We start from the raw sequence: 22,556 nt of genomic DNA, 5'->3' as shown, positions 1-22,556 counted from the left end.
GCCTCGCCCCCACTTTGGTGGGCCCTTGAAGGGCGTCGTCGGTGACACTCCGCCGGCGGCCGGATTCCTGGGGGGCGGCAGGGATGAGCGGCCGCCCCCGGGACGTCGTCAGCGGAAGCGGCGGAAGAAGCCGCGCAGGTCGTCGACCAGCAGGTCGGCGGCGTCGTGGGCGGCCCAGTGGCTGCCGCGGTCGTACTCGTTCCAGGACACGATGTTCTTGTGGTCGCGTTCGGCGAAGCGCCGCAGCGGCCGGAAGTCGTAGGCGAACGAGGCCAGCCCCAGCGGGAAGGTGGTCGGCTCGGTCGTCCGGTCGGCGTGGTGGTTCTCGTAGTAGAAGCGCGCCGAGGACGCCGCGGTGTTGGTGAGCCAGTAGATCGTCGCGTTGGTCAGGATGACGTCGGGGTCGGGCACGCCGGCCAGGAGCTGGCCGATCCAGGCGAGCTGCCCGGCCGGGGAGTCGGCCAGGGCGTGCGCGAGGGTCTGCGGTTGCGCCTGCTGGGCGCGGTCGTGGATGGCGTGCTCGACGAAGTTGCCGAGGAACCGCAGGTAGCCCTGTTCCTCGGGGGTGAGGTCGACCAGTTCGGCCGGGTCGCCGGAGGGGAACGAGAAGATCTGGTTGACGTGGACGCCCAGCACGCGGTCGGCGTGGCGGCGGCCGAGTTCGGGGCTGACGATCGCACCCGCGTCGTTGCCGTGCGCGCCGAACCGCTCGTAGCCGAGCCGCCGCATCAGCTCGGCCCACGCGTCGGCGGTACGGGCCGCGTCCCAGCCCTTGGTGCGGGTGTGTCCGGAGAAGCCGAACCCGGGCAGGGACGGGATGACCACGTGGAAGGCGTCGGCCGGGTCGCCGCCGTGCGCGGCCGGGTCGGTGAGGGGGCCGACCAGGTCCAGGTACTCCACGAAGGTGTTGGGCCAGCCGTGGGTGAGGATCAGCGGGGTGGCGTCCGGTTCGGCGGAGCGGACGTGCACGAAGCGGATGGTCTGGCCGTCGATCTCGGTCGTGAACTGCGGGAAGGAGTTGAGCCCGGCCTCCTGAGCCCGCCAGTCGAAGCCGTCCCGCCAGCGCGCCACCAGGTCGCGGACGAAGGAGCCCGGCACGCCGTACTCCCAGCCGGGCTGGATCGGGCCGCGCTGCACGCCGTCGGTGACCTCCTCGGCCGGCAGTTCCTCGGCGAAGCGGGTCCGGGCCAGCCGGTCGGCCAGGTCGTCGAGGTCGGCCTGCGGGGTGTCGATGCGGAACTCGCGGATGTCGCTCATGGGGACGACTCTGCACCGCCATTAGGAGAAGTTCGTTCCTAATGGTCCGGCAGTCTTGGATTCATGCTGGAAACCTCGGCGCGCCTGCTGCGCCTCCTCGCCCTCCTGCAGACGCCCCGCGACTGGACGGGCGCCGAACTGGCCGAACGTCTCGGCGTCAGCGGCCGGACGGTCCGCGCCGACGTCGAGCGGCTGCGCTCGCTGGGCTACCCCGTGCACGCGACGCGCGGCTCGGCCGGCGGCTACCGGCTCGGCGCGGGCGCGTCGTTGCCGCCGCTGCTGCTGGACGACGACGAGGCCGTCGCGGTCGCGGTCGGGCTCCGCACCGCCGCCGGCAGCGTTGCCGGGAACGCCGAGGCGTCGCTGCGCGCCCTGGCCAAGCTGGAACAGGTCATGCCGTCCCGCCTGCGGCACCGCGTCAACACGCTGCAGACCTACACGGTGCCGGTGCCGAACGACCGGCCCGGCCCGTCCGTGGACCCCGACGTCCTGACCGCCCTCGCCGCCGCGTGCCGCGCGCACGAACGGCTGCGTTTCGACTACACCACCCACGCGGGCGGCGGCACCCGCCGCGAGGTCGAGCCGTACCGGCTGGTCACCTGGGGACGCCGCTGGTACCTGCTGGCCTACGACCTGGACCGCGCCGACTGGCGCACCTTCCGCGTGGACCGCCTCACCCCGCGCATCCCGACCGGCCCCCGCTTCACGCCCCGCGCCCTGCCCGACGACGACGTGGCGGCCTACGTCTCGGGACGCGTCTCCGCCGCCGCCTGGCGCTACCGGGCCCGCGTCACCGTCCACGCCCCCGCCGACGTCATAGCCGACCGCATCAACCCGGCCGTAGGCACCGTCGAAGCCGTCGACCCCGAGAGCTGCATCCTGCACACCGGAGCCGACACCATCGAAACCCTCGCCGTCTACCTGGGCCTGCTGAACGCCGACTTCACCGTCACCGAACCCCCCGAACTCGTCACCCACCTACGCATGCTCGCCACCCGCTACACCACCGCCACCTCTTGACCCGGCCGGCCTGGCGTGCCCCGTGGTAGGGGCGGCCACACGACTCGTCGCCACCGGCTGTGCGTCGCGTCCTGGTGAGCCCCGGGTGTGCCGTCCAACGGGAGTTCCCTATCTTCCGCTATGCTCCGCCTATCAAGGGAGTGATAGGGAAGGTTGGGGTAGTTGAGACCGGGTGATCAGTGGTACTCCGTCGAGCAGGTGGCCGCCTTGCTCGGGCTGCATGTGAAGACGGTGCGCGGCTACGTGCGCGATGGCCGCCTCCAGGCCACCCGCATCGGCAAGCAGTACCGGATCGCGCGGGCGGACCTGGAGTCCTTCACCGGGCGGCCGCTGGACGAGCCGCACCACGCGCGACCTCGCGCGGAAGTGACCAGCGTCGTTCAGGTGGACGCGGTCGGCCGCGAACTGATGGACCGCCTCAGCACCTACCTCACGGCCACGGTCAGCGCCTCGCACGACGGCCGCCAGCCGCGCGTCGAGATCGTCTACGACGAGGAGCGCGCCGCCATGAAGATCGTCATCCTGGCCGATCTGGACCGCGCCGCCGACATCCTCAGACTCGTCGACGCCTACCTGAACGGGAACTCATGACCGTCCCTCGGTGAGGACACAGCACAGGACGACCACGTTCGCCACCCCGCCTGTCACCGAGACGTCCCCCTCTGAGAATCGACGACCGGCACACCCTCCGGACTGCCGTCAGCACCACGCGGCGCAACCCCATGAAGGACCCTGGATGTCACACGCCACCCAGCACATCGGCGACACGACAGTGCTCATCTGCAACCCGGACGGGAATGTTCTGAAGGCCGAGCAGGACGCCCTGGACCTCATCGGAGACACCGCCGCGAACGGAGCCGACATGGTCGTCCTCCCCGTGGAACGGCTTGACGACGCCTTTTTCGACCTCTCGACCCGTATCGCCGGAGAGTTCCTCCAGAAATTCGTGAACTACGGGGTGCGCGTCGCCATCGTCGGCGACATCTCGACGCAACTCCAGGCGAGCAGCGCCCTGCGCGCCTTCGTCGCCGAGAGCAACCGCGGCAGACACGTCTGGTTCGCCACCACACTGGACGACCTCACCGCCCGGCTCGGGTGAAGGCCGCGCCGGGGCCGGCATGGCGCCCTCGGACGGTGAACTCTGGGCCCGACGCCGTGGCCGTCGATCAACATGTGGTGCTTGGAGCCCACCCGGCCGCGCCCGACCAGGCTCGGCCCGTTCTGGGCCCTGCCATTGAGCTGCGCGACGAGTTCGAGTCCGCGCCGGGCTCGGCCACCCACCTGCCCCGCCCGACCGGGAACGAACGTCTGGTGGTCGGCACGGCGGGTAGTCGCCAGCGCGCCCCAACGCGGCCAGCGGTCAGCGCGGCACGGCCCGACGCAGCGGCCGATCAGCACGGCGCGGCCCGACGCGGCCGGTCGTCACCACCGCACGGCACCACGCAGCCCGTCACCACCACCGCACGGCACCACGCAGCCCGTCACCACCACCGCACGGCACCACGCGGCCCGTCGCCAGCACCGCACGGCACCACGCGGCCGGTCGTCAGCACGGCGCGGACCGGTGCGGTGGGTAGTCGCCGGCGCCGCGCGAGTCGGCGCGGCCGGTGGTCAGCGCAGCGCGGGCCAGCCGGGTAGTCATCGGCGCGGGCTGGCGCGGTGGGGTGGGTGGCGCGGTGGATTTCTGGCACCGGCCTTGGCCTGTTCTCAGGTGGGGTGTGGATTCGAGCGGGCGGTGTCCAGGTCGGCGGCTTCGATGACGGTCGCGGCGGCGGCGCGTACCGCCGGGTCCGGGTCGTCCAGCAGGGCGAGCAGGGTCGGCCGCCGGGACGCGGCCGCCGCGCGGGCCTGCGCCGCACTACGGTCGGCGGTCGGGGCGCCCACGATCCGGGCGAGGAGTTCCAGCAGGCCGGCGCGGGCCTCGCAGCCTGGGGCGGCGGCCACGTCCAGCAGCAAGGGCGCCGCAGGCCCGGCGGCCGAGCAGGGCGCGTCCTTCTCCAGGAGCCGTGACGCCAGGGCCTCTACCGTGCGCTCGGCATGGTCGGCGTTCGCCGTGGCCGCGCGCAGGATCAGGTCGGGGATACCGGAGGCGTCGCGATCGCGGGAGGTCGCGAGGGACTCCCAGTCGACCTTGCCCAGGCGCACCGTCAGTTCGTGCGTCGGCCACAGCCGCTCGGGGCGCAACTGCAACGTGACCGTCCCGTGGTCGCCGCCGACGACGAGCGTGGCGTCGGGCCGCAGGACGAGATGGTCGATGCCGCTGCCGAGTTCCAGATCGGCGGCGAGCAGGGTGAACACGTCCCAGATCCGGACGACTCCGTCGGACCAGGCGATGGCGACGGCCGGACCGGTCGGCAGCGACTCCGCGTGCAGGGCGGTGACCCGGTTCCGCCTCCTGACGTCGTACGGCGTGTCCCGTGGGTCGACGTTCGATCCCCAGATCCGGACGACGCCCTTGTCGTCTCCGCTCCACATCACCGGGGCCCCGGTCAAGGTCCGCATGCTGGTCACCGCCGTTATCGCGCCCTTGTGCAGGGCGTGGTGGAGAGCATGCGGCGGGTCGGCGTCCAGGAGGCGGGCGTGCACTCCGCCGTCACGGTCCCCGGCGACGAGGGTGACGGCCTCGGAGTCGAGGGCCGTCACCGTCAGCCCAGGCGGCTCGGCGTCGCCGGTCAGCCGCCCGAACGAGATTTCGGCGCGTTCAGGCCGCTCGGGGCTCACCTGGCGCGCCGTCCACCTGCCGCGGTCGTCGGTGTCGCCCGCCGCGATCGCGACGGGCCCGATGTCCAGCCGGGCGTCCTCGGGGTCGGGCGCCGCGATCCACTCTTCTCGCAGGTCGATCCCGAGCGTGTCCGCGACGCGGCGCAGGGCAGCGCGTGTCCGCGCGTGGATGTGGAGGGGAGCGTCGTGGTACTCCCCGGCGTTGTACCGGATGATCGCGTCGGGCGCGCCGTAGGCGTAGGTCCGGGCGCCCAGCTCCCGCCACGGCAGCAGGCCCAGCTCCGGGAACCGCTCCCGGACCCGCCGGGCCATCTCCGCCTCGTCCGCGCCGAACTCCTCCTCCCCCAGCGACAGCGTCCACCCGAAGTGCTCGGGCAGCCGCTCCACCGCGAGCTGGAGGAAGAACTCCGACACCGAGCGGCTCTGCTCGACCCAGTCCTTCTCAACGCTCACGAACACCCGCGGATCGGCCATCCCGGCCTCCGCGGCCAGATAGCCCCACTCGTTGCAGTACTGGTTCTCCGCCATGAGGACGCAGACCCGCCGGTCGCCGCCGGGGCCGACGTACGGGTTGTCCTCCGGCAGCCCGTCGCTCGCGCCGTACCCGGTCGGGTCGGGACGCACGGTCGGGGGCCACAGCGGGTTCGTCCAGTAGAGGCGGGGACGGTGGGTGAAGGAGTTGAACGGCAGATCCCACCACTCGTCCAGTGCCTTGGGGATCGGCAGCGCCAGGTCGACGTCGGCGAACCGGTCGTCGTCGCCCGTCCGGCCGGACAGCCGGCGTACGTACGCCTTGTGCTCGTCCTCCGACCAGCGCGGCCAGACGGTGTCATCTTCGAGCGGAACGTACCCCCACTCCTCCTGGAATTGGCGCAGCAGCTCCCAGCGCGGCCCGGTGTCGGCGAGGTGCTCGGCGAACTCCTCCTCGGTCATCCGCGTCCGCTCGTCCCAGCGCGGCATCACCTGCCGGAGCCGCTCCGCAAACCGCCCATAGTCCACGATCCCCGTCACACGGCCCGACCCTACCGATGGCGAATCAACGCGCTGGGGCGGCCCAGGGTCCCGGGGCGGCGTGGCGTGACGGTGACGACGTCCCAGGGAGGCGTCTTCGGCCACCACGGGAGGCGGAGAGCCGGCGTTCACTGACCGTTTACGCGAATGTCACCAATTCCTAAGCCATTCGTCTCGAATCTGTTCCACATAGGCATATTCGGGCCCGGCAGTCCTTCACCGACGCCCACAGACACCCGCCCGATCCTCTCGTTTCAAGCGCGGCGAGCGCACCGGCCAAAGTAAGCTGCATTCGGTGCCGATCGCGGGTTTTGCCCGCTTGGCGATGACCAGTACTGTCTCTCCTGGCGCTGAGGGAGTTCCCCGTCCGTGGGGGCTGTACGGCGAGCGGCACACACCGCCTGAGCATGCGATCGAGCCGGTCGCGGACGACCGCGCTCGTGCCGTGGCGTACACCGATGAACGAATACGAGGGTCACCTTTGAACATTCTGGAAGCGGTTTTCCTCGGTGCCGTGGAGGGGCTGACCGAGTTCCTGCCGATATCCAGCACCGGGCACCTGACGATTCTGGAGAGCCTGCTCGGATATTCTCCCGACGATTCTGACATCACGGCGTTCACCGCGATCATTCAGGTCGGTGCCGTTCTGGCGACGCTGCTGTACTTCCGTGCCGACTTCGCGCGGCTGATCGGCGCGTGGCTGCGCGGTCTGTTCCGCCGCGAGTACCGGGACGATCTGGACTACCGCCAGGCATGGGCGGTGGGGCTCGGCGCGATTCCGATCGGCATCGTCGGCCTGCTGTTCAAGGAGCAGATCGAGACGACGCTGCGCAACCTGTGGTTCGTCGGGTCGGCGCTGATCCTGTGGAGCGGGGTGATGTACTTCGCCGACAGGACCGCCACGCAGGCCCGGAACGAGAAGGACGTGACCTGGAAGGACACCTTGATCATCGGGATCGTGCAGTGCCTGGCGCTGATCCCGGGGGTGTCCCGTTCGGGCGCGACGATGTCCGCGGGCCTGCTGCGCGGCCTGGACCGGGTCACGGTCACCAAGCTGTCGTTCTTCCTGTCGGTTCCCGCGCTGACCGCCGCCGGGGGACTACAGATCGTCGACGAGTACGACGCGATCTCCCGGGGTGTCGGCTGGCCCGCGACCCTCACCGCCACGGCGGTGAGCTTCATCGTGGCCTACGTCGCCGTGGCCTGGCTGCTCAAGTTCGTCGCCAAGCACACCTACACCGTCTTCATCGGCTACCGGGTGATCCTCGGCCTCATCGTCCTCGCCCTGGTCGCCACCGGCACACTCTCCGCCTCCTGACCCCCGGCCGCGCGACTTCACCACAACGGACCGGGAGTCGACCTGAGACCCAGCCGCCAATGACGTCGAGACCCGCGCCCGGCGCGCTGGTGCCCGGCCGGACGGCGCCGACGCCGTCCCGCGGGCACCAGCGCCGATGCCGAGCAAGGCGGCGGGCATTCCGCCGACACGGCTGCTGTGGGGTGGGCGGCAGCCTCTTGGGAGTAGGAGAGGCCACGCGGTGACGCAGAGGCGTCAGGCTTTTACGGGGAGGAAGGTTTCCAGGTCCATGGAGGGGTGGGGGTACTTCCATTCGAGGTCGGCGAAGGGGATGTACATGCCTTCGGACTGGCCGGCGAGGAAGTAGTTGCCGTTCCACTGGTTGGGGTGGGTGACCGGGTCACCGGCCGGGAAGTTGGCGCCGAGCGGTTCGTAGTGGACGCCGACGCCGAACATGGCGTACACGGCGGCGTCCACGAAGTTGTTGTGCTCGATGGAGCCGCGCAGGTGGGTGTCCTGGATGGCCAGGCCGTGCACGCGGTCGCGGACGAAGTACAGCGAGCTGAGGTCCTTGACGACCTGGTTGAAGTCGTGGGCGCCGTCGTGGTGGACGAACGCGCGGGTCTGCGGCTCCGTCGTCAGCACGGTGCTGACGTAGGTCGGCAGGTCGCCGTGGAACATCCGGACGCGCGACATCGCGTTCGGGAACAGGCGGCGCAGGCGCTCGCGCGTGAACTGCAGGTAGGCGTGGTTGACGTCCACGAGGTCGAGTTCCAGCCCCATCGGCTCCACGCAGCCGGCGAGGACGCTGGACGAGCCGCCCATGAAGACGCCGACGTCGACGAGCCGGGTCAGCTCCAGGTGGGTGCGCTCGACGCGGGAGAAGATGTCGAAGTAGTGGTTGGCGCTGCACTGGTCCTCGTAGGCCACCTGCGACGACTCGATCCGCGTGGTGATGCGGTCGAAGATCGTGTTGTGTCCCGCGAACGCCTTCAGCGGGGCGTGGTGACCGCTGTAGATGGGAATGCCCAGCGCCTCGTGCAGGTCTTCGACGTCGGCCAGGGAGGGGTCGGGTTCGAGGAAGGTCCCCCAGGTTTCCTGGTGCATGGCGATGGTCGCGACGTAGTCGGTCATTCACGGCTCCTTTCCCTGGGTATTACGGGCCCCGATCGCCGACTGCTCAGAGCGCGGCGGTCGGTGTTCGGCGTGGCGGCAGGACGGCGGTCTCCCGGGTGGCGCGGGTGCACAGCCAGATCATCGTGCCGAGGGCGACCAGGCCGGCCGTCGCCGTCAGGAGGGCTGTGGCCGAGCCCAGCGGGGGATGCCACTCGCCGGTGAGCGGGTTCAGGGTGGGGACGTCGGGGCGCAGGCCGTGCTGGTACCTGATCATGGTGTACGCCAGTCCCACGAGGTGCGCGGGGAGCACGGCCGCCGCGAGCCAGCGGGTCACCGAGGGGGCGAACGGCCGGGTGAGCAGGCCGCGTTCGTCGATGGTGTACGCGGCCAGCAGGGCGGCGCCGACCGCGGCGGGCAGGATGTAGCGGCCCTGCGCCACCATGCCGTCGGACTCGGCGCCGAGGATGTCCATTTCCAGGGGCAGGGCGAACGCGCCCGCCACGGCGAGCAGGAGGCGGAGCCGGTCGCCGCGGGTGCCCGCGGTCAGTGCGGCGACCAGGAGGAAACCGGCCGCGGCGAACCAGACGGCGTAGAAGGCGCCCGGCATGTTGAAGTCCAGCCAGCCGAACTGGCCGACCATGGATTTCAGGTAGAAGTACGTGCGTTCCACGGCGACGACGCGCAGCGCGTCGGCGGGGCCGAGCCCGGCGCCGCCGGGGACCGGCACCAGCTCGGTGGCCTTCATGGCGAGCGTCCAGATCCCCGAGGTCAGGCCCGCCACGGCGACGACCAGGGCGAACAGCCGGGCGCCGCGGTCGCGGGCCAGCCGGGCGACGCGGGCGCGTCCGGCGGTGCCGACCAGGACGGCCAGGGCCAGCGCGACGGCCAGGGGGCCGGAGGGACGGGTCCAGGTCACGACGGCGGCGGCGACGCCGGCCAGGACCAGCAGCCGCCGGTCGACAGGCCCGTCGCCGAGGACGAGGGGGATCAGGGCCGTCCACATCGCGATCGCCGCGGAGATCTCCAGCCCGTTCGGGTTGATCACACCGGTCAGGTGCAGCGCGATGGGGGTGGCGGCGACCAGCAGCCCGGCGAGCAGGAACGGCCGCCGTGACCAGGCCAGGACGCTGTACGTCGCGGCGGCGAGGAAGGCCGCCGACAGGGCCGCGCTGAGCAGCCGGGCGAGCAGCAGGCCGGTGTCGTCGGGCCACAGCCTGAGCGGCCAGCCGACCACCGCGTGGTAGGTGGGGTGGTAGCGGCCCGTGGCGGAGAATCCGTCCGCGGGCGCGTGCGGACGCGGCGCCGAGGCGGTCTCGTCCAGGCAGCTCGCGGGCTGTTCGGGTTTGAACGCGAAGCAGGCGGGTGACTTCCGCAGGACGCCGGACGGGACGGTCTGGTGGGTGCCCGGCAGCGGCCGCGAGAAGCCGGGCACGGTGAGGTACTCCGGCGGTGCGGCGACGTCCCCGCCGACCACGCCGGCCGCGCGGGTGATGTGCGCCTGCTCGTCCGGCCCCCCGTCCCAGGGCATGGCGATCGCCCAGCCGCCGCCGACCGCGAAGAAGCCGACGAAGGCCAGGATCGCGATCAACCGGGACGGCGGCGCCGGGTTCATCGTGGGTCCGGGTCCCTGCGCACGCGGGCGGATATGGCCCTCCCCAGTTGGGTGACGGCGGTGCCGAGCTCGGGCGGCGCGGCGCGGCTGGGAGCCGACCGCCGGGCCAGTTCGTCGCGCAGCCCCTGCAGCTCGTGCCGCCGGGTCGCGATCTCGGCGTTGGCCCGGTCGAGTTCGCCGCGCAGCCGTTCGATCTCCCGCTGCTGGGCGGCGATGGTCTCGGCGAGCCGGTTGGCGTCGTCGGCGTGACTCCGCGCCTCGTACTGCAGTTGCAGCACCCGCGTGTAGAGCGCGATCCGGTTGTTCTCCATGGCGGCGAGCAGGGCCGAGGACGTGTACGGCCGCAGCGCCGCGAACAGTTCCGCGGTGCCGGGGACGCCGTCGCGGGCGAGCACGCCGAACCCGAAGACGGCCGGGACGATCTCGAAACGCCAGTCCGCGCCGTCGTCGGCGAGCGCGTCCTCGACGGCCGTGAGCACGCCGTTGCGTTCGCCGCCCGCGTGCGTCGCGACGGTGTACGCGCCGTCGCCGACGAATCCGGCCGGGGTGACCTCGTCGTGCCAGACGGTCGGCCCGTCGCGGGTCGAGTCGTGCACGTCCGAGGGCGGCAGGGGGGACGGCTGGTAGTAGAAGTCCCGGCGGCCGCACGGCCACAGCACGTCGTGCAGCACCACGACGGCGTCCGGGGCGTGCTCCATGATCCAGGCGAGCTCGCGGCGGACGACGGCGTAGTTGTGGTCGCCGTCCAGCACGTACAGGTCGGCGGCGGGCAGCTCGCCCAGGACCTCCGGGGACGTCCCCTCGACCAGGTTGAGCCGGGGGTGCGCCGACAGGAACTCGCGCAGCCGCTCGTCCGGATTCGGCTCGACGCAGTACACGGTGGCGCCGAGGTCGGCGTAGACGGCGCTGACCTGGCCGGACTCCACGCCGACCTCGACGACGGCGGCCACCTGGCGGTGCGCGAAGACCAGCTCGAACAGCTCGCGGAACACCGACATGGAGTGCAGCAGCGGCGACTGCTCCCGGGCGGCGCGGGCCTGGCGGTGCGGGTCGTCGCGCGAGCCGGCGATCTCGGCCGGGTTCAGGACGCACCTCCCAGCTTGCGCTTGGCGACGCGGCTCGCCCCGGCCGCCACGCCCTTGACGCCCGCGCTGCGGTACTCCTGGCGCAGCCGGTCCGACAGGCGGGCCGCGCGGGCCGACATCTCCGCGCGCCTGTCGACGGGCATGCGCGGGGCCATCCCGCTCATCGACTGCGGCAGCATGGCGAAGGCGACGCTGACCTGGCCGGACGACACGACCGGTTCCCCGGCGCGGCGGGCGATCGGCAGCCACACGGCCGCGTGCGGGGCGAAGAACTCCATCAGGTTGCCGCCGAGGTAGCGGCAGTCGGCGTAGTGCAGGCCGACGAAGTCCTCCGGCTTGTCCCAGCGCAGCACCTGCTCGCGGCGGCGGCCGCCCGCGATGACCCTGGCCTCGATCCAGTCCACCCGCACTATGGCGGGACGGCCGGGGATGGCCAGCGAGATGTCGACGGTGTCGTGGTGCTCGAAGCGCAGCCGGGCGAACGACAGCCCGTTGTGGTTGACGCGGACGCGGCAGCGGATCGTCTCGTGCCAGCGGTCGTCCACGGTGCGGTAGCGCAGCCGGGTGTCGACGGGCTCCCCGGCCGGTTCCAGCGCCCGGCGGTCGAGGTGGCCGTCGGCGATGACGCGGGTGAGCGCGCCGAGCTGCGGGTCGGACGCGGCGATCAGGCCGGGCCAGAACGAGTCGCGCATGTGCAGGTCGGCCAGGTCGTTGACGGACAGGTACGGCACGGCGGCGCGCAGGTCGTCCGGCAGCAGCGTGGTGACCAGGTCGGAGCCGAAGTTGTCCTCGTGCGCCCAGTTGCCGAAGACGGCGGCCTCGGCGGGGGTCGGCGCCTCCAGGGCCGCCACCAGGATCCGGGCGAGGCGGTCGCGGGCGGCCCGCGGCTCGGCCAGGTCGGGCCAGTGGCCCTCGGCGGCCGTCGCATACCGGTTCCAGATGCGCTGGAAGGCCAGGATGCCGTCCTGGACGGCGCGCCGCTCGGCGTTCTGCGACGGCGCGTCGAACGTCTCGCCGAGGATCGGGGAGCCGTCCTCCTCGAACCCGACCAGCGACCCGCACAGCGCGTTGACGCACTGCTCGACGATCTCGGGGCTGCGGGTGACGGTCGTGGCGACGCGTTCGGGGTGCCCGGCCTGCGCCAGGTAGCCCTCGGCGCGCAGCCCGGCCAGGTAGACGCGTTCGGACCGGTTGTCGGTGGCCAGGTACAGCCCGGCGGGGGCGACGTCGATCCCGGCGATGCGCAGCGCCCGGGCCAGCTGGAGCTGGATGGTGCCGCCCCAGCCGAGGTCCACCAGGGTCAGCTCGGCGCCGTCGTCGAGGGCGCCCGCCTCGCGCAGCGACCTGATCATCCGTTCCCGGGCGGCGGTGACGGTGACGGCGAGCCGGTTGCGCAGGTGCGGCGTCTCGGTCAGCGCGCGGGCGACGCGTTCGGCGATGTCGCCGTTGTCGATGACGGTGTCCAGCTCGGTGGCCAGGCCGGGCACCTCGCCCGCCTGCAGCTCCAGCACCGACAGCACCTGCCGGACGGTCATCTGGTAGCCGCTGCGCACGAACGCGTGGACCGCGCCGGTGTCGAACGGGTCGAGCCCGGCCAGCGAGGTGACGAACCGGGACAGCCAGACGGGGCGCGCCTCGACGTCCCAGCCGCGGGTCCGCGCCGCGTTGTTGATCATCTGGGAGAGCAGCTCGCCCTCGCGCATGGGGCACCACAGCAGGCGGGTGCCGGAGGCGTGCGCGCGGGCGGCGACCCACTCGGCGAAGCCGGTGAGCACCGGGCCGAGCACGCCCGCGCCGTAGCGCCAGGCGGTGTCCAGGGCGGAGGTGGCGTGCGGGCCGCCGGCGTGGATCGTCTTGGCGCGCAGGCTGGTCAGGCCGAAGTCGCCGTGGACCTCGTCCAGGTCGGGGGCGTGCGTGTCGAGGTCGTCCACCGGTTCGCGCTCGCGCCGCAGCACCTCCTCGTAGGCCTCGTCGAGCCTGCGGTAGTGGACGGTGCGCACGCCCAGCTCGGCCGGGACCTCGTCGTCGGCGGTCTCGTTGTCGCCGATGTGCACGATCTGCCGGGGGCTGCGGTCCAGCTCGCGCAGCACGATCTCCCACAGGCCGGACGCCTTGTCGGTGCCGTGCTGGTTGGAGCGGAAGATGGTGACGTCCTGCATCGGGCCGAGCTCGGGCCGGTCGAGCAGGAGCGACAGGTGGTCCTCGGTGAAGTAGGTGTCGGACACCAGCACGATCTGGATGTCCTGCTTGCGGGCGGCGCGCACGACCGCGGCGATGTCCAGGTCGACGACGGTGACGTCGCGTTCCAGCCGCACCTCGGCCTCGACGAGCTGGTCGAGCACGGCGCCCGGGAACACGTCGGTGGGCATGGCGCGCCAGATGTCGGCCAGCGACACCTCGCTGCCCATGGCGTCGCGGCCGCGGCGGGCGGCGCGCTCGGCGGCGATCCGCATGCGGCGGAACGTGGCGTCGGTGACCCAGGGCGGGCACAGGCCCTCGGCGCGCAGCCGGGCCGCCAGCAGCGCGAACGCGTCGGTGGGACGCGGCACCCGCCGCCACAGCAGGGTGTCGAAGATGTCCAGGGACAGCACCGCGCACTGCTTGTCGGCGACGATGCGATGGACCTCCTCCAGCAGCGGGCACCCGATCTCGTGCTCAGCCAACGCCGTCCCCTCCTGCTGCCGTACCTGCCGTGCCCCCGGCGTGCCGATGATGGTGCGGACACCCTATCGACGCGTTATGCATCGACGCGTTCCGTCATCGCGGGAAATTCAGGGAGCCGCCCCATTATGTCCGGCGGCGCCGCCGGGTCCGGGCGTCCCGCCATGGCCGGCCGTGGCCGCCACGCGGCGGGCCTGCCGGTCCTCGCGCCACAGCGAACCGGCCTCCGCCACGTCCCCGTCGAAGATCTTGCGTCCGTCCCGCATCATCACGCCGCGGTCGCACAGCTCCGTCAGCATCCGGATGTCGTGCGCGACGATCACCATGGTGCGGCCCTCGCCGCGCAGCTCCCGGATGCGCGCCAGGCACTTCTCCCGGAACGGCGGGTCGCCGACGGCCAGCACCTCGTCGATGAGGAAGATGTCCGGCTCGGTGTGCGCGGCGATGGCGAACGCCAGCCGCATGAACATGCCGGACGAGTAGAACTTCACCTGGTTGTCGAGGAAGCGCTGCACGCCGGAGAACTCGACGATCTGGTCGAACTTGGCGCGGATCTCGCGTTCGCCCATGCCGAGGATGGCCGCGTTGAGGTACACGTTCTCCCGGCCGGTCAGCTCGGGATGCAGGCCCGCCCCGACGTCGATCAGCCCGGCGATCCGGCCGCGCACCAGCACCCGGCCGCGGTCCGGCCGCATCACCCCGGAGATCAGCTTGAGCAGGGTGCTCTTGCCCGACCCGTTCAGCCCCATCAGCGCCACGGTCTCGCCGGGACGCACGGTCAGGCTGACGTCGTCCAGCGCGTTGAAGGTCTCCGACAGCTTCTCCCGCCGCATCGCCCGCACCGTCATCTCCTTGATGGAGCGGGCGTGCCGCAGCGTGAACCGCTTGCTGACCCGGTCGATGACGATCGACGGAGGGACGTTCACGGCGTCACCGCTCAAGGCGTCACTGCTCACGAAGTCACTGCTCACGGCTACAGCTCCTCGGCGAAGCGGCGCTGGGCGCGGGCGAACAGCAGCTTCCCGGCCACCAGCACGACCAGCGCCACGGCCAGCGACACGGCGGCCCGCGCGTACAGGTCGGGCGGGAAGGCGAAGTCCTGCCGGGTGCCGGGGAACCAGAACGCCCGCTGGAACAGGCTGACCGCCGAGACGAGCGGGTTGGCCAGGTAGGCGTCCAGCACCCAGTCCGGGGCCTGGTCGCGCACGTGCGTCCAGGGGTAGATCATCGGCACCGTCCAGGTGATGACGATCATCAGGATGTCGACGACCTGCTCCAGGTCCCGGAAGTACACGTTGATCGCGGCGCACATCAGCCCGAGGCCCAGGCCCAGCGTGCCCACGATCGCGAAGCCCAGCACGGCGGCGCCCAGGGCGGCCGGCGACGGCCGCCACCCGTACGACGTCGACGCGGCGAGCAGGATGACGAAGCCGGGCAGGAAGTGCACCAGCGACACCAGCAGCGACGCCGCCGGGAACAGCTCGCGCGGCAGGAACACCTTCTTGACCAGCGGCGCGTTGCCGGTGACCGAGCGGGTGCACGAGTGCAGCGTCTCGGTGAACAGGTTGACCAGCACCATCCCGGAGAACAGGTAGACGGGGAAGTGCTGGACCGCCCGGTCCATGCCCATGAACACGCCGATGATGTAGAAGTAGACCGCGAAGTGCACGGCGGGCCGCACGTAGGACCAGCCGAGCCCCAGCAGCGACCCCTTGTAGCGGGCCTTCAGCTCCCGGCGCACCAGCAGCCGCAGCAGGTAGCGGCGCCGGAACACCTGCGCCAGCCCGCCGTCGGCCTCGGGCGGGCGCAGCCGGTCGTCGGCCCGTGCCGGAGCCGCCGTCATCGGTCCCCGGCGTCCGCGGCGTCGAAGGTGCGGCGCCAGGTCTCGGGGGCGGCCAGGTCGTGCATGGCGGCGCGGTAGCGGCGGCTCAGGTCGGACCACTCGCGGGTGAGCCGGGCGTGCAGCAGCGACGTGCGCTTCATGATCTGCTTGAACCGCTCGGGGTCGCGCTGGTACCAGGCCACCTTCGTGCCGTCGGCCGAGGACACCAGGGCGCTGTCGAACTTCGACAGCACGCCCCAGTGCCGGTCGATGTGCGGGATGACGGTCTGCGGGTTGTCGCGCGTGGCGGCGTCCACCGGGCGCAGCTGCTTGAGGGTGCCGAACGCGGCGCTGGCCAGCAGCGCGGCGCGGCCGCGCGGGGGCCGCGGGTCGCGTCCGCGCTTGGGCGGCCGCCGCCGTTTGACCTGCGGGAACTCCTCGTGGCTGGACCGGTTCTGGGCATCGGGGAACGCGGCCCGGAACGCCAGGATCTGCGGCAGCTTCCCGGCGATCTCGGCGTGCATGTGGTCCGGTCCGCGCAGCACGTCCTCGATCGCCTGCAGCATCAGCTCGGCGGTGGAGTACTGCATGGCCAGCGCGTGCTTGACCGAGATGATCAGGCTCTCCTTGAGCAGGTTGCCGCCCCGCTCGTACGGCGAGTGCAGCAGCGCGGTCACCAGCCGGTTGCGCTCGTGGAAGTAGGCCTGCCAGTCGATGCCGTCGTCCTTGTCCTGCCACGGGACGTGCCAGGCGGCCATGCCGGGCAGCGAGACGGTCGGGAAGCCCGCGGCGCCGGCGCGCACGCAGTACTCGGCGTCGTCCCACTTGATGAACATCGGCATGGACAGGCCGACCTTGCGCATGACGTCGACCGGGATCAGGCACATCCACCAGCCGTTGTAGTCGACGTCGACGCGGCGGTGCAGCCACGGCGTCTCCAGCAGGCTGCCCGTGCTGGTCTGCTTGGCCGTCAGCGGGTTGGCGGGACGGGCGAAGTCGTGCTCGCGCCGGGTGTGCGGCGCCTCCTCCCACCACCACCGGTACCGCTGGATGCTCTCGCCGTAGGCGTGCAGCTGCGACCGGACGAACAGGTTGAACATGTGCCCGCCGACGATGGTGGGCGTGCGGGCGTGGTCGCCGAACGCCACCGCGCGCAGGATGCCCTCGGTCTCGGTGACCACGTCGTCGTCGAGCAGGAGCACGTAGTCGCTTTTGCCGGCGCGCAGCGTCTCGTCCATGGCGCGGGCGAACCCGCCCGAGCCGCCCAGGTTGGCCTGCTCGATGACGCGCAGCCGCGGGCCGAGCAGCGCGGCGGCGCGCGGGTAGTTCTCGTGGTCGCGGACCTTCTGCGTGCCCTGGTCGACGACGTAGATCTCGTCGAGGATCTCCAGGACCTCGGGGGCGCCGCCGAGCGCGATCAGCTGGTCGACGCAGAACGAGGGCCGGTTGAACGTGGTGATGCCCAGGCTGACCCGGCCCTGCCGGACCGGCTGCTCCCCGTCCGGCTCGGCGCACCAGTCGGCCCGCTCCAGCACGGCGGTGCGCTCCCCGGCCAGCACGTCCAGCCAGTACCAGCCGCCGTCGATGAACGGCTGCAGCGACAGCCGGAACGTCTCCTCGCGCGGCTCCTCGGAGTCGATCCGCACCGAGGCCACCCGCTGGATGTGGCCCTTGGCGGACGACCGGTAGACGATCACGGTGGCCTGGCCGCGCACCCGGACCCGAAGGAGCACGTCCTCGATGCTCGTCCAGCGCCGCCAGTAGCTGGCCGGGAAGGCGTTGAAGTAGGTCGCGAACGACACGCGCCGCCCGATCGGGACGACGACGGTGCGGCGCCCCACGTCCTCGGCGGCGACGTCGACCGGGAGTTCGGCGGCCCTGGCGATGTCGTTCTCCGCGACGCGTTCGGCCTCCAGCGCCTCGGCGCCCCGGGCGATGCGGCCCTCCACGTACAGCTTGAGCACGTCCAGGTCGCGGTCCACTGGCATGACCACGCGCTGGAGCACGCGCAGGTTACTGGGCGCGCCGGTCACCTCGGTCACTCGTCCACTCCTCCGGTCACGAGACGCGCTCCCTTCGTGAAGTGGGGGCGCAGTTTGTTGTCGACCATGCTGAGCGCGCCGGCGATGGCCATGTGCATGTCGAGGTACTTGTAGGTGCCCAGCCGCCCGCCGAACAGCACGCCGTCCTGGCCCCGCGCCAGCCGCCGGTAGGCCAGCAGCCGGTCCCGGTCGGCCGGGGTGTTGATCGGGTAGTACGGCTCGTCGTCACGGGCGGCGAACCGCGAGTACTCCCGCATGATCACCGTCCGGTCGGACGGATACCAGTCGCGCTCGGGATGGAAATGCCGGAACTCGTGAATCCGCGTGTACGGCACGTCCTCGTCGGCGTAGTTCATCACCGCCGTGCCCTGGAAATCGCCGGTCTCCTTGACCTCGGTCTCGAAGTCCAGCGTGCGCCACCCCAGCTCACCGTGCACGTAACCGAAGTAGCGGTCCAGCGGCCCGGTGAACACCACCGGCACGTTGCCGACCACCTCGTCGCGCACGTCGAAGAAGTCGGCGTTCAGCCGCACCTCGATGCGCGGATGGTCGGCCATCCGCTCCAGCCACGCGGTGTACCCGTCGACCGGCAGTCCCTCATAGGTGTCGTTGAAGTACCGGTTGTCGAAGGTGTACCGGACCGGCAGCCGGGCGATGACCTCCGCCGGCAGCTCCCGCGGGTCGGTCTGCCACTGCTTGGCGGTGTAACCGCGGATGAACGCCTCGTACAGGGGCCGCCCGATCAGCGAGATCGCCTTCTCCTCCAGGTTGGCCGGGGCGGACACCTCGGCCGCCTGCTCGGCGATCAGCGCCCGCGCCTCGTCCGGGGAGAACACCCGGCCGAAGTAGGCGCAGATCGTGCCCAGATTGATCGGCATCGGGTACACCCGGCCCTTGAAGGTCGAGTACACCTGGTGCCGGTACCCGGTGAACGCGGTGAACCGGCGGGCGTACTCCCACACCCGCTCGTTGGAGGTGTGGAACAGGTGCGCGCCGTAACGGTGGACCTCGATGCCGGTCTCCGGCTCGGGCTCGCTGTAGGCGTTGCCGCCGATGTGCCCGCGACGCTCCAGCACCAGCACCCGCAGGCCCAGCTCGGCGGCGCAGCGTTCGGCCACCGTGAGCCCGAAGAACCCGGACCCGGCGACTACAAGATCAACATTCACAGGACGACGTCCGTCTCCGCGGGGGATTCGGGGGAGTCTGGCAAGGGCCTGCTATCGGCCAATCGGTACTGATTCGGGGCTAAGATACCCGGGGTTCCATTGGTACAGGTGCAAGTCCGTGAGGATCCGCCCCCCGGCGGGAGTGAGGATCCGCACGTCGACGCGTACGTCAACGAGGATCTTCGTGGCCCCGACCCCTTCCGGCAGCGTGCCCTCGGGCGACCGTCCCGTGGTCTTCCTGCACGTGGGGGCGGCCAAGAGCGGCACCACCTACCTGCAGACGGTGCTGTGGCACAACCGTGAGCGGCTGCGCGCCGAGGGCGTGCTGTACCCGGGCGGCGACTTCGCCGCCCACGTCAGGGCCGCCTTCGACCTGCGTCGCACGTTCTTCCGCGGCGCCACCGACCCGACGGTGCGGGGCGCGTGGCGCGAACTGGTGGACGCCGCGCGCGACTGGCCCGGGACGACGATCATCTCCCAGGAGCTGTTCGCCCCCACCCATCCACGGTGGGTGGCGCAGGCGCTGGCCGACCTGGAGTTCGCCGAGGTGCATGTCCTGTTCACCGCGCGTGACCTGGGCCGCCAGATCCCGGCGCACTGGCAGGAGGACGTCAAGAACCGCTTCACCTGGTCGTTCGACGAGTTCGTCGACGCGCTGTCGCGGCCCGACTGGGAGAACTTCGAGGCCGCGCGGCTGTTCTGGGGGCTGCAGGACCCGGTGGCGGTGCTCGCCCGGTGGGGCGCGCGGCTGCCGCCCGAGCGGGTCCACGTCGTCACGCTGCCGCGGCCCGGCGCGCCCCGCGACCTGCTGTGGCTGCGGTTCTGCGAGGCCGTCGGCCTGAACCCCGCCGCCTGCGACCTGTCCGCCACGTTCGCCAACCCGTCGCTGGGCCTGGCCGAGACGCAGTTCCTGCGGCTGCTGAACGAGGGGCTGGAGGACCGGGTCGGCTGGCACGTCTTCAACGACGAGGTCAAGCTGTTCCTGGCGCAGGAGGTGCTCACCCGGCGGCCCTCCCCCATCAAGATCAAGCTGCCCGGGGAGCACCTGCCCTGGGCGGTGGAACGGGCCGTGGAGACCGTCGAGGCGCTGCGCGCGGCCCGCTACCGCGTCGTCGGCGACCTGTACGAGCTGATCCCCGGGTACGAGACCCCGCCCGGCGCCCCGCCCGCGCCGCACCCGGACGCCCCGCGCTGGGCCGAGGCCGCCGACGTGGGCACCGACGCGGTCGCCGCGCTGCTGGGGCGGCTCCTGGACCGCGAGCGGCAGGCGGCGGCGACGCCCGGCGGCGACGCGACCGTCCGCGAGCGGCTCGACGAGCTGTCCGCCGACACGGCCGCGCTGGGCGACCTGACCGCGCGGATGGTCCGCGACGCGGCCCCGCTCACCACGCGCGCCGCCCGCGGCATGCGGCGCTACCCTGCGGTCCGGCGGCTGGGCGGCGCCTACCGCCGCATCCAGGCCCGGACCGGCGCCCGCCCGGACGCCCCCGCGGCCCCGGACGCCCCCGCGGCCCCGGACGACCGCGCCGACAGCGAGTGAAGGTGAGCGCGCACATGGCCGAAGATCGATCCGCCAAGTCCGTCTTCCTGCACGTCGGCGCGCCCAGCGCCGGCGCGGACTTCCTGCAGCGGGCGCTGTGGAAGAACCGGGCGCGGCTCGGCGACGCCGGGGCCTGCTACCCGCTCGGGGGGCCGGGGGAGCACTTCGGCGCGGTCATGGACCTGCGCGAGATGTCGTGGGGAGGCCGCCGCGACCCCGCCTGGGACGGCGCCTGGGAACGCGTGGCCCGCCGCGCCCGCGACTGGGACGGGCCCACCGTGCTGTTCTCCCAGGAGCTGCTCGGCGGCGCCACCGAGCAGCAGGTCAAACGGGCCGTGGCCGCGCTGGAACCGGCCGAGGTGCACGTGGTGTTCATCACCCGCGACCTGGGCTGGCAGCTGATCCTCGACTGGCAGGCCCAGCTTCGGCACGCCCACACCATCACCTTCGAGCGGTTCGTCGACGACCTGGTCGAGCTGGGCATCGACGCGCCCGAACCGTACGGGCCGATGTTCTGGGGCCTGCACGACCCGGTGCGGGTGCTGCGGACGTGGGAGTCGGCCGTGCCGCGCGAACGGATCCACGTCATCACGCTGCCGCCGCCTGGGGCGCGTCCCGAGCAGCTGTGGAAGCGGTACTGCCGGCTCACCGGGCTCGACCCGGCCGCCTACGACGTGGCGGGCATCCCCGCCGAGGAGCCGCTGTCGGTGGTCGAGGCCGAGCTGCTGCGCCGCCTCAACGTCAAGATCGGGCCCGCGCTGGGCGCCGACTACGAACGGGCCGTGCGCGACCACCTCGTCGGCGCCGGGCTGGCCGACGCCGCCGAGGACGCCGGCCGCACCCCCATGGGCCTGCCCGACCGGCACGCCGCCTGGGCCGCCGACCGCACCCGCGCGCTCGCCGGCTCGCTGCGCGCGTCCGGCTACCGGATCGTCGGCGACCTGGACGAGCTGACCACCTCCCGTTCCCCGCAGGCCACGCTGCTGCCCGGGGACGTGCCGGACGAGCTGATCGCCACCGGGTCCGTCGCCGTCGCCGCCTACCTGCTGGAACGCGTCGCCGAGGCCAACGAACGCATCGGCCTGGCCCACCTGCACAGCGAGCTGGCGAACGTGCGGCGCAACCTGGACCAGCTCATCGAGACGGCCGCGTCGCCGTCGCCCGGCCTGCAACGGGCGGCCCGCCGCGCCGCCGGAAGGCGCACCCCGTGAGCGTCGCGGCCGTGACGGCCGTCGTCGTCACCTTCAACCGGCGTGACCTGCTGGCCGAGTCGCTGACCGCGCTGCTCGCCCAGACCCGCGTCCCGGACCGGATCGTCGTGGTGGACAACGCCTCGTCGGACGGCACCGCGGCGATGGTCCGCGACCGTTTCCCGGACGTCGACCTGCTGGAGCTGCCCCGCAACGTCGGCGGCGCGGGCGGGTTCGGCGCGGGCATGGCGCGGGCGCTGGACGGACGCGCCGACCTGCTGTGGCTGCTGGACGACGACACCGTCCCCGAGCCGGGCGCCCTGCGGGCGCTGCTGGACGCGCGCGACCGCGCCACCGCCGACGACGGCGCGCCCACGCTGGTCGCCAGCCGGGTCGTGTGGACCGACGGCCGCGACCATCCGATGAACACGCCGCGCGCCAAGCCCCGCGTCCCGGCCGCCGAACGGCAGGTCGCGCAGGCGGCGGGGTGCGTGCCGATCCGTTCCGCGTCGTTCGTGTCGGTGCTGGTGGACGCGGCCGTCGTGCGGGAACGCGGGCTGCCGGTCGCCGACTACTTCCTGTGGAACGACGACTTCGAGTTCACCACCCGGCTGCTGCGCGGCCGCCGCGGGCTGCTGTGCCCGGACAGCGTGGTCGTCCACAAGACCCGGGCGTTCGGCGGGACCGAGACCGACCCCGGCGACCGCTTCTTCTACGAGGTCCGCAACAAGATCTGGCTGTTCACCGGCAGTCCCGGGCTGTCGCTTCCGGAGCGCGTCCTGTACGCCGGGTCGACGCTGCGGCGCTGGTCGCGCACGTTCGCCGCGTCCTCGGACCGGACGGTTCTGCGCCGTGCCCTGCTCCGGGGGATCAGGGACGGGGTGCTGTCCCGGCCCCGGCCGACGGCGGCGCTGCTGCGCGACGTGGGGGTGAACGCGGAAGTGAACGTCGTGAATGATGCGTCGCGCTCCGTGGACGAACCGCCGCGTTCTTAGGCATCATCCCCAGATGTCCCT

General features: G+C 72.1%; 17 protein-coding genes. 7 read left to right on the top strand and 10 right to left on the bottom strand.

Annotated elements, in window-relative coordinates:
• Nucleotides 1-108: 108 nt before the first annotated feature.
• Nucleotides 109-1,257 (bottom strand): epoxide hydrolase family protein, encoded by a 1,149-nt coding sequence (locus tag ABZ801_RS12540; protein WP_360696584.1) that lies wholly within the window; start codon nucleotides 1,255-1,257, stop codon nucleotides 109-111.
• 63 nt (nucleotides 1,258-1,320) lie between these two features.
• Between ABZ801_RS12540 and ABZ801_RS12535 the strand changes: the two genes are divergently transcribed.
• From ABZ801_RS12535 to ABZ801_RS12525, 3 genes are all read left to right on the top strand, one after another.
• Complete coding sequence (locus tag ABZ801_RS12535) at nucleotides 1,321-2,277, top strand: YafY family protein (RefSeq protein WP_360696581.1); 957 nt, start codon at nucleotides 1,321-1,323, stop codon at nucleotides 2,275-2,277.
• Between the two features lie 162 nt (nucleotides 2,278-2,439).
• A complete protein-coding gene (locus ABZ801_RS12530) occupies nucleotides 2,440-2,868 on the top strand; it encodes a helix-turn-helix domain-containing protein (RefSeq protein WP_360696578.1) in 429 nt (142 codons plus the stop codon).
• Between the two features lie 145 nt (nucleotides 2,869-3,013).
• Nucleotides 3,014-3,376 carry a DUF4180 domain-containing protein gene (locus ABZ801_RS12525; RefSeq protein ID WP_360696575.1) on the top strand — a complete coding sequence of 121 codons (363 nt, stop codon included), beginning with the start codon at nucleotides 3,014-3,016 and terminating at the stop codon, nucleotides 3,374-3,376.
• Nucleotides 3,377-3,984: 608 nt separating this feature from the next.
• On the opposite strand, the gene ABZ801_RS12520 is transcribed toward ABZ801_RS12525, so the two are convergent.
• On the bottom strand, nucleotides 3,985-6,009 hold the full coding sequence (locus ABZ801_RS12520; protein ID WP_360696572.1) for a hypothetical protein: 2,025 nt from the start codon (nucleotides 6,007-6,009) through the stop codon (nucleotides 3,985-3,987).
• Nucleotides 6,010-6,490: 481 nt separating this feature from the next.
• Here ABZ801_RS12520 and ABZ801_RS12515 point away from each other — a divergent pair, with 481 nt between their 5' ends.
• Nucleotides 6,491-7,327, top strand: a complete 837-nt coding sequence (locus ABZ801_RS12515) for an undecaprenyl-diphosphate phosphatase (RefSeq protein WP_360696569.1) — start codon at nucleotides 6,491-6,493, stop codon at nucleotides 7,325-7,327.
• 234 nt (nucleotides 7,328-7,561) lie between these two features.
• Here ABZ801_RS12515 and ABZ801_RS12510 read toward each other — a convergent pair whose 3' ends face one another.
• The 8 genes from ABZ801_RS12510 to glf all read right to left on the bottom strand — a co-directional run bounded on the left by ABZ801_RS12510 (nucleotide 7,562) and on the right by glf (nucleotide 18,810).
• The gene (locus ABZ801_RS12510; RefSeq protein ID WP_360696566.1) at nucleotides 7,562-8,440 is read right to left on the bottom strand and encodes a class I SAM-dependent methyltransferase; all 879 of its coding nucleotides are present in this window, start codon (nucleotides 8,438-8,440) and stop codon (nucleotides 7,562-7,564) included.
• A gap of 46 nt (nucleotides 8,441-8,486) precedes the next feature.
• Entirely contained in the window at nucleotides 8,487-10,034 is a 1,548-nt protein-coding gene (locus tag ABZ801_RS12505) for a DUF2142 domain-containing protein (RefSeq protein ID WP_360696563.1), read from the bottom strand.
• Nucleotides 10,031-11,032 carry a class I SAM-dependent methyltransferase gene (locus tag ABZ801_RS12500; RefSeq protein ID WP_360696560.1) on the bottom strand — a complete coding sequence of 334 codons (1,002 nt, stop codon included), beginning with the start codon at nucleotides 11,030-11,032 and terminating at the stop codon, nucleotides 10,031-10,033. The genes ABZ801_RS12505 and ABZ801_RS12500 overlap by 4 nt, the downstream gene beginning before the upstream one ends.
• Before the next feature lie 83 nt (nucleotides 11,033-11,115).
• Complete coding sequence (locus tag ABZ801_RS12495; protein ID WP_360696557.1) at nucleotides 11,116-13,782, bottom strand: HAD family hydrolase; 2,667 nt, start codon at nucleotides 13,780-13,782, stop codon at nucleotides 11,116-11,118.
• Nucleotides 13,783-13,890: 108 nt separating this feature from the next.
• Nucleotides 13,891-14,751 carry an ABC transporter ATP-binding protein gene (locus ABZ801_RS12490; RefSeq protein ID WP_360696554.1) on the bottom strand — a complete coding sequence of 287 codons (861 nt, stop codon included), beginning with the start codon at nucleotides 14,749-14,751 and terminating at the stop codon, nucleotides 13,891-13,893.
• 2 nt (nucleotides 14,752-14,753) lie between these two features.
• The gene (locus ABZ801_RS12485; protein WP_344957236.1) at nucleotides 14,754-15,623 is read right to left on the bottom strand and encodes an ABC transporter permease; all 870 of its coding nucleotides are present in this window, start codon (nucleotides 15,621-15,623) and stop codon (nucleotides 14,754-14,756) included.
• Nucleotides 15,620-17,644, bottom strand: coding sequence for a glycosyltransferase (locus ABZ801_RS12480; protein ID WP_360696551.1), 2,025 nt, complete (start codon nucleotides 17,642-17,644; stop codon nucleotides 15,620-15,622). The genes ABZ801_RS12485 and ABZ801_RS12480 overlap by 4 nt, the downstream gene beginning before the upstream one ends.
• Nucleotides 17,641-18,810 carry a UDP-galactopyranose mutase gene (glf, locus tag ABZ801_RS12475; RefSeq protein WP_360696548.1) on the bottom strand — a complete coding sequence of 390 codons (1,170 nt, stop codon included), beginning with the start codon at nucleotides 18,808-18,810 and terminating at the stop codon, nucleotides 17,641-17,643. Before glf ends, ABZ801_RS12480 begins: the two co-directional genes overlap by 4 nt.
• Before the next feature lie 184 nt (nucleotides 18,811-18,994).
• On the opposite strand from glf, the gene ABZ801_RS12470 reads away from it, so the two are divergent.
• Genes ABZ801_RS12470 through ABZ801_RS12460 form a run of 3 tightly spaced genes read left to right on the top strand, consistent with a single transcriptional unit; the run spans nucleotide 18,995 to nucleotide 22,535 of the window.
• Entirely contained in the window at nucleotides 18,995-20,350 is a 1,356-nt protein-coding gene (locus ABZ801_RS12470; protein WP_360696544.1) for a hypothetical protein, read from the top strand.
• 14 nt (nucleotides 20,351-20,364) lie between these two features.
• The gene (locus ABZ801_RS12465; protein ID WP_344957243.1) at nucleotides 20,365-21,561 is read left to right on the top strand and encodes a hypothetical protein; all 1,197 of its coding nucleotides are present in this window, start codon (nucleotides 20,365-20,367) and stop codon (nucleotides 21,559-21,561) included.
• On the top strand, nucleotides 21,558-22,535 hold the full coding sequence (locus ABZ801_RS12460) for a glycosyltransferase (protein ID WP_360696540.1): 978 nt from the start codon (nucleotides 21,558-21,560) through the stop codon (nucleotides 22,533-22,535). The genes ABZ801_RS12465 and ABZ801_RS12460 overlap by 4 nt, the downstream gene beginning before the upstream one ends.
• Nucleotides 22,536-22,556: the final 21 nt, after the last annotated feature.

The sequence above is a fragment of the Actinomadura sp. NPDC047616 genome, from assembly GCF_040642915.1.
Lineage (GTDB): Bacteria > Actinomycetota > Actinomycetes > Streptosporangiales > Streptosporangiaceae > Spirillospora > Spirillospora miaoliensis.
Note: the sequence above shows the minus strand (reverse complement) of the source record. Positions and strands in the feature narration are given on the sequence as shown.

Coding starts and splice junctions, on each gene's coding strand:
- ABZ801_RS12505 (WP_360696563.1), bottom strand. CDS start 10,034: ATGAACCCGGCGCCGCCGTCCCGGTTGATCGCGATCCTGGCCTTCGTC.
- ABZ801_RS12525 (WP_360696575.1), top strand. CDS start 3,014: ATGTCACACGCCACCCAGCACATCGGCGACACGACAGTGCTCATCTGC.
- ABZ801_RS12485 (WP_344957236.1), bottom strand. CDS start 15,623: ATGACGGCGGCTCCGGCACGGGCCGACGACCGGCTGCGCCCGCCCGAG.
- ABZ801_RS12465 (WP_344957243.1), top strand. CDS start 20,365: ATGGCCGAAGATCGATCCGCCAAGTCCGTCTTCCTGCACGTCGGCGCG.
- ABZ801_RS12500 (WP_360696560.1), bottom strand. CDS start 11,032: ATGTCGGTGTTCCGCGAGCTGTTCGAGCTGGTCTTCGCGCACCGCCAG.
- ABZ801_RS12540 (WP_360696584.1), bottom strand. CDS start 1,257: ATGAGCGACATCCGCGAGTTCCGCATCGACACCCCGCAGGCCGACCTC.
- ABZ801_RS12510 (WP_360696566.1), bottom strand. CDS start 8,440: ATGACCGACTACGTCGCGACCATCGCCATGCACCAGGAAACCTGGGGG.
- ABZ801_RS12535 (WP_360696581.1), top strand. CDS start 1,321: ATGCTGGAAACCTCGGCGCGCCTGCTGCGCCTCCTCGCCCTCCTGCAG.